Below are 6,103 nucleotides of genomic sequence, written 5' to 3' on the forward strand. Positions count from 1 at the left end.
GGGTCTGAAGTAGCTGGGGGAAGCCCCCAGGAGGATGTCTGCGGCAATGACTGCATCTTTTCGGACTTTTTGAGAGCCAATTTTTGCCCGTGCTAGTTCTACGACTGCTTCGGGCGATGTTTGGCCTTGCAAGATTTCAACAGTCTTGTTTTTGTCAGCATTTGGTACGACAGTGGTTCGGCTGTTATGTCTGGCCGCTGTTCTCAAACATTCGATCGATTTAAGTTTTCCAACTCTCAAAATGGCTTGTGGTGTACGAAACATGGCGGTGTCCTCACCTCCCAAGTTTTGCTCGCTTTCTTATGCTTTTGACTTATGCTTTTGAGACTCTGTGGTTAAATAATTGCCAAGAAGTCGATCGTAACTTGGGCTAATTTCTGTGTCACTAAATCTATCCAAGTCGGGTCATTTTGTGGATGGGGGCGAGTTCACGGGAGAAGTCCCTTAAAGTCGATCGTAACGGGCATCACTGGTATAGCCCTTTTCTGTTCGATGAGGTACCCTTGGGGATTGGGCATAGGGCATCCATAGATCGGTTTGTACCCCGCGCGTGGCTTGAGAACCGCTATACTCCTAACTCATAGCAGCAAAAATAACTGCACTATCCAACAGCAAGCTGAACAATTGCATCAGTTATGATCTGCAAATTAGGCTTTTTGAGATAGGTTTTTCGATTCTGCGCTTTTGTCAAAAAAACAGGTATTTCGATACTCCCAAGTATTCGGTGACTGAAATGGTAAAAAACGGCGCAATGCGGAGTAAGTAAAGACGCGCAATATTTGCTTCCATGCCCCCCTGTAGTATTTGCCTGAATCTCGGTTTTTGGCAATGCCTACCTGCTATTCTATGCAATTTTTGATGGTCTGAAAACACCTGTATTCCTTGTGCTATATGAATATTTGGGTGTGTGGATTAAAATGGATCTAAGTGTAACGTTCATAGACAAAAGTACAACGTTCGCGGACAAAAATGAGATGAAAGTGTACGAAAATAGATGAACTGCGAACGAGTGTTGTAACGTCAAGTTTAGTGTAGTTTTAGTATTGGTAAATCTAGTTTGGTAGCAGTTTGGTAGTGTTCGATCGTAGTAAACCCGAATTTGGTTGCTGCTACGAATCGGTATCATTAAGCACATTTTCTTTTTAATATTGTGCAAATTGTCGATCGAAAAACCGTAGTTTCTTGTGGTACCCAGTGATTCCATTATTTTGAAGCAAGCAGCTTTTCAAGTTCGCCTATAACTAAACGTTGCTCTCTCACCCGACTAACTCGAATAGCGTCAGTCAAGCTGAGTAAGGCATAAAGTTTTGGATCGTTCTTGGCAGCTTGGGGGACTGAACGGTACAGAGGCGCGATCGCCTGTCCTCTCACGATACCCTCAGGGTCGGGCCAGATATAAACCTCAGATGGTGAGACAAACCAGCTTGCTTTGCAAAGGTTCAGCAGAATGTGCCCTTGGCAGTCCCCGCGAGAGGGAACCTGGTTGGGCGTAGAATACGTAGCGCAGCCCGTGAACTAGGAATTCCAACACCGCTTGCTTCAAAATTTTTCGCCCTTGAGCCATACCCGCAATGTCTAGAAATGTAATTGAATAATAATGACGATCGAATAATCGCTGTTGGTGGACTCTCCCACCGACAGCGATTATCATTCTGGAACCTAGTATTGTCGTAGAAAACTCGGTTTCTGGACGGCGAGGCGTAAGTTTTAGTAAATTTTTGTAACAAATTGTCGCGTCAGCGCATAAAATCTCGATCGACACCCTGATAGATATACAGGGAACTCGTTTTCTATGCAAACAAGCAATGCCAACCCAACCATCGACTCTGAGGTGCACGTGAAAAAATTAAAAAAAATGTTTGAACAAACTTCCTCTCGCGGGTTTGTTCAAAGTTGTCTGTCGCTGACTGCTTTTACTTTATTGGGATTTACCGTAGTTGAACCAGTCAGCGCCGCCAGTATCCATACAGGTTTTTCCTCCTATGCCATTACAGACCTCGGCCCCGGCAACACTTACAGTATCAACAATCTCGGACAAGTGGTAATGGGTAAAAATGGTGTGGGTTGGATTTGGGAAAACGGTCAATTGACTGAAGTTACCGACAGCACTTGGGCTTACCAAATCAACACTTCCGGTCAAGTTGTGGGCCGATATCTCAGCGAAAATTGGACGGATAATGCCTATTTGTGGGAAAACGGTCAAAGGACAGACCTCGGTTATTTTGGTGGCATTAGCAGTAGCGCTAGTGACATCAATGATGCTGGGCAAATAGTTGGTAAGTTTAACATTACCCAAGAGCAATTTAACCCCTTTGTATGGCAAAGCGGTGTAATGACAAAACTCGATACTCTTGGTTTCAATGGCGGGGCTATGAGTATCAATAACAAAGGGCAAGTAGTTGGTTATTCCGGTCTTGTTTTCGGCATAACTCATGCTGCCTTGTGGGAAAATGGCACGATCGTAGACTTGGGAACTCTGGAAGGACACAACGACAGTATTGCTTACGATATCAACGATTTGGGACAGGCGATCGGCCATTCAGCAGATAAGAACACTCGGCAAAGTAAACCTGTTATTTGGTCAAACGGTAAACTTACAGAACTCAAAACTCTCGGTGGCAATGTCAATTACGGGGTTGCAATTAATAATAAAGGACAAGCAGTCGGTTTTGGTAACACAAGTGTCAATGGCAGCCTCAGTCACGGTTTAATCTGGGAAGACGGCGAAATGGCTAACCTTAACAGTTTGATTCCTGCTGATTCTGGGTGGTTTTTACAGCAAATCAGCGGCATTAACGATCGCGGTCAAATTGTCGGTCAAGGGATTAACCGCGCGACTGGTACAAATCATGCTTTTCTGCTCGATCCTATCAGCGGTAGTTCTCAGCGCAATCCTGTATTACCCGATCGTTTTGAGGATGGTTGGCATATTTTTAATAATGTAGCAAATCGCCTGTGGTTTGACCCGCCAACCTCGGCGGGTTTTGCGTTCAAAATCGGCGAGGATATTGTTGGGTCAAGTCCGATCGCATTTAATCCCAAGCCAACCGAACCATCGCTATTTACGAAAATTCTCAGTTTGCCCAGCGGTATTGATGCTGACGAACTTTTTTCTATCGCAGTTGGCGGTCAAGAAATCGGCAAATTCAAGCCTAATGAAATAGTGGATTTTGTGGCTTTGCTCGGTTACGGCGTATCGGAGTTTAGCGTACTCGGTATCGATGCACCAATCGAGCCGACTAACCCTCTAGCATTCCCAATAAAATTAGAATCAAATCGGGATAAGTTCTCGTTTAAAATGCGGGCGATCGATGGTGCTGAACCTGTTCCCGAACCTTCAGAAATTGGAGGGATAGTAACTGCGGCTGCAATTTTCGGCGGCTTGTTATGGAAACGCAAACGCAGCGATCGAAAAGTGCAAGTCAAGTAATCTTTTGCGGGGGCGATCGATTATATTTAATTAAGCTGTTTTACATTTAAATCGATCGGGCTATCTCGGCAAGGCTTGCGGTTTCAGCACTCAAAAATCCCAGTTTAAATGCGAAACAGCTTAGGGTTTGCTGAATAATCGCCCGCAAAGAACAAGTCCGATTTCTGGTATCCCCTTGACAACTGCCATACAGGCTTAACTTATTACCCATGGGTAGAGGCTGTGGGTACGGTGGCAGTTGCGGTTTGGCAAGGTTGAGGGCGCGCCACAACAACGAAACTTCGCCGTGTGGGGGGCGGTTCGGCAAGGTTGAGGGCGCGCCACAACAACGAAACTTCGCCGTGTGGGGGTAAGTTCCGGTTCGAGAATGTTTTGGCGAGATCCCTTGCTGACCCCACTTCTCCCGGCTCCATTCTCCAATTTATAAAGTTTTATGAAGATTAGGCAGCATTCTGCATAAAACTAACGCCTGCTTCCAGATAGATAAGTAACGGCCGATTTTTGAGGGTGACGGGAACTCGACCTTTAACCCTCGCTGGCTGTGGGACTCGTGCATCAACAACAGAAACTGGGTTTTTTGCCCTGCGTGCGATCGCTAGAAATTGCCAGGATTGTTTTATAAAATGCCACTAAAAATTCTGTCTTACCAGTTGACAAATTGCAAATTACCAGCGTTCGATCGAACTTATACAAAACAGGAGTAAAAACTCAAATGGTTTGTCAAATCTTCATAAAGCCTTCATCAAGTCTTCATCAAAATATCGATTGACAGGAGAGAAAAAATGCCTAATAATATAGTTCGTCAAAAAGATTTTCATGATTCATCCATTAAAGCCTCATATTATCATTCTGAGTGAGGCAAAGCATCTTAAACGACAGTTTAAGTATTAAAAATTCGCCATACCTGTATTTATTTCCGGGTCGTTGTTTTTTGATAAACCTAAGTTGATTAAGGAAAGGGGTGTATAAAATGTCCAATATTCAAATCGGTAGCCTCAACGATAACTATTTCTCGATCGGTTCTACGGATAACACCGATCCTAAAGATAGCTATTTTTTCAGTCTTCCCAGGATGGGTAGCGCCCGCATCTCCGCGATCGGTGTTAGTGGCGATATCAATATGGAACTGCGCGACAAAGAAGGGAAGGTAATCAAAAGTATTTCAACTAGCGACGTAAAAGCTGGAATTATTAACATCGATAATTTAGGGGCGGCGGATTATATTTTAAATATTTCTCCTGTTTCCGGCTACACAAATTATCAAGTCAGTTTAACTGCCGATGGTAGAATCGATCCGTTAAGCGGTTTGGGGGTTGATGCGGGATTTTTTGTCTCGCAAAAAAGTGAAGTAGGCTTCGATTTTCTCAACGATGGCGGCAGATATCAAGGGGAAATAGCTATTTTTAGTCTCGATGGTATGGAGCGATTTGCTTCAGATTATAAGGGATTTATGAAGGAAGCTGCCAGACGATCGCTGAGTAATTCTGTATTGGGTCATATCACGATTTTTGAATCCGTAGAGGGGGGAAATCCTCTATTTCGTGGCACTTTGGGAGAAGAAAATTATAATGATGGGCCGTATCAGGGCGTGAAGACATTTACCACAACTCCCGGAAAGGCTTATGCTGTAATGTTGGTGCCAAATGGTACAGTGCAAGAGGTTTTTAACAATCCCGATATTGGTGGAGATAAGCGCCCGCTGTTTTCGTTATCTAGTCTCAACCCAAATGATGCTTGGTTGTACGGTCAAATAGCGGACGTTGATGGTGGTGGCTTGGTATTTTCCCTAGAGGATCAGCGGGTTGATACGGGTTCGGATGGCGATTATCAGGATGTTATTTTTAAGTTGACAGGTGCGATCGGCAAAGCTGTACCGTTGAAAGAAGTAATTAATCCGGCTAAGGATTGGACTACTTCTGAAGGCGGGAAGAAATTTATCGATTTTCTCAAATCAAAGCCACCAATAAATACGCCACCGAAAGACTTACAGTTCGATTTAAAAGCCATTTATAAAATTGGTGAAACGATTGAGTTAACAAGTGGAAAAGTAATCGATGGTAATGGGGCGATCGACCTAGACAGAATAAAATTATCATTGCGAAAAGCAGGCGATGAGTGGACTAATTTAGCAGATGCAACGAATTTTACAGCCGGCAGTCAGGGGTTGGCAACTTTTAGTTATTCTCTACCTGCTTTAGGGGCGGGGAATTATGAATTAAAGGCGATCGCCTATGACAAAGCAGGCGCTACCAGCGAGACGGTACTCAAAAGCTTTAGTGTCAAAGAAGCTACAGTTACGCCAACTCCGACACCGCCAACTCCGACACCTACGCCGCCAACTCCGACACCGCCAACAAATACAGCTCCTAAAAACTTGCAATTTGATGTTTTACCTGCTTACAAAGTGGGAGAACAAATCAGCTTTACAGGCGGTAAAGTTTACGACGCCGACGGTGTTGATAACCTGGAAAAAGTAGAGTTTTCTAGAAAGAAGGAAGGCGGAGAATGGATGAAGGTTATTAATGCTGAAAATTTCATCGCTGATAGTCAAGGCTGGGGAACTTTTAGCTATTATTTGTCGGATTTAAGTGCAGGGGAGTATGAGGTAAAGGCGATCGCCTATGACAAAGCAGGCGCTACCAGCGAGACGGTACTCAAAAGCTTTATTGTCAA

At 44.2% G+C, this 6,103-nt stretch carries 5 protein-coding genes; 2 read left to right on the plus strand and 3 right to left on the minus strand.

Annotated features, from left to right (window positions below):
* A partial coding sequence (locus JGK36_RS33025) for a plasmid recombination protein (protein WP_293201338.1) occupies positions 1–264 on the minus strand: 264 nt, incomplete at its 3' end.
* A 1,138-nt stretch (positions 265–1,402) separates the two neighbouring features.
* The gene (locus tag JGK36_RS33030; protein WP_293182998.1) at positions 1,403–1,651 is read right to left on the minus strand and encodes a hypothetical protein; all 249 of its coding nucleotides are present in this window, start codon (positions 1,649–1,651) and stop codon (positions 1,403–1,405) included.
* Positions 1,652–1,792: 141 nt separating this feature from the next.
* Here JGK36_RS33030 and JGK36_RS33035 point away from each other — a divergent pair, with 141 nt between their 5' ends.
* Positions 1,793–3,430, plus strand: a complete 1,638-nt coding sequence (locus JGK36_RS33035; RefSeq protein ID WP_293182996.1) for a PEP-CTERM sorting domain-containing protein — start codon at positions 1,793–1,795, stop codon at positions 3,428–3,430.
* Between the two features lie 46 nt (positions 3,431–3,476).
* Here the strand turns inward: JGK36_RS33035 and JGK36_RS33040 are convergent, their stop codons facing one another.
* Positions 3,477–3,737, minus strand: coding sequence for a hypothetical protein (locus JGK36_RS33040; protein ID WP_293191343.1), 261 nt, complete (start codon positions 3,735–3,737; stop codon positions 3,477–3,479).
* A gap of 663 nt (positions 3,738–4,400) precedes the next feature.
* Here JGK36_RS33040 and JGK36_RS33045 point away from each other — a divergent pair.
* Positions 4,401–6,103 (plus strand): DUF4114 domain-containing protein (locus JGK36_RS33045; RefSeq protein ID WP_293201340.1); only part of this gene is annotated, 1,703 nt, incomplete at its 3' end.

This window comes from Microcoleus sp. PH2017_35_SFW_U_B (assembly GCF_020737865.1).
Lineage (GTDB): Bacteria > Cyanobacteriota > Cyanobacteriia > Cyanobacteriales > Microcoleaceae > Microcoleus.

Excerpts from the sequence above, each read along its gene's own strand:
- JGK36_RS33035 (WP_293182996.1), top strand. The coding sequence starts at position 1,793 with ATGCAAACAAGCAATGCCAACCCAACCATCGACTCTGAGGTGCACGTG.
- JGK36_RS33030 (WP_293182998.1), bottom strand. The coding sequence starts at position 1,651 with ATGATAATCGCTGTCGGTGGGAGAGTCCACCAACAGCGATTATTCGAT.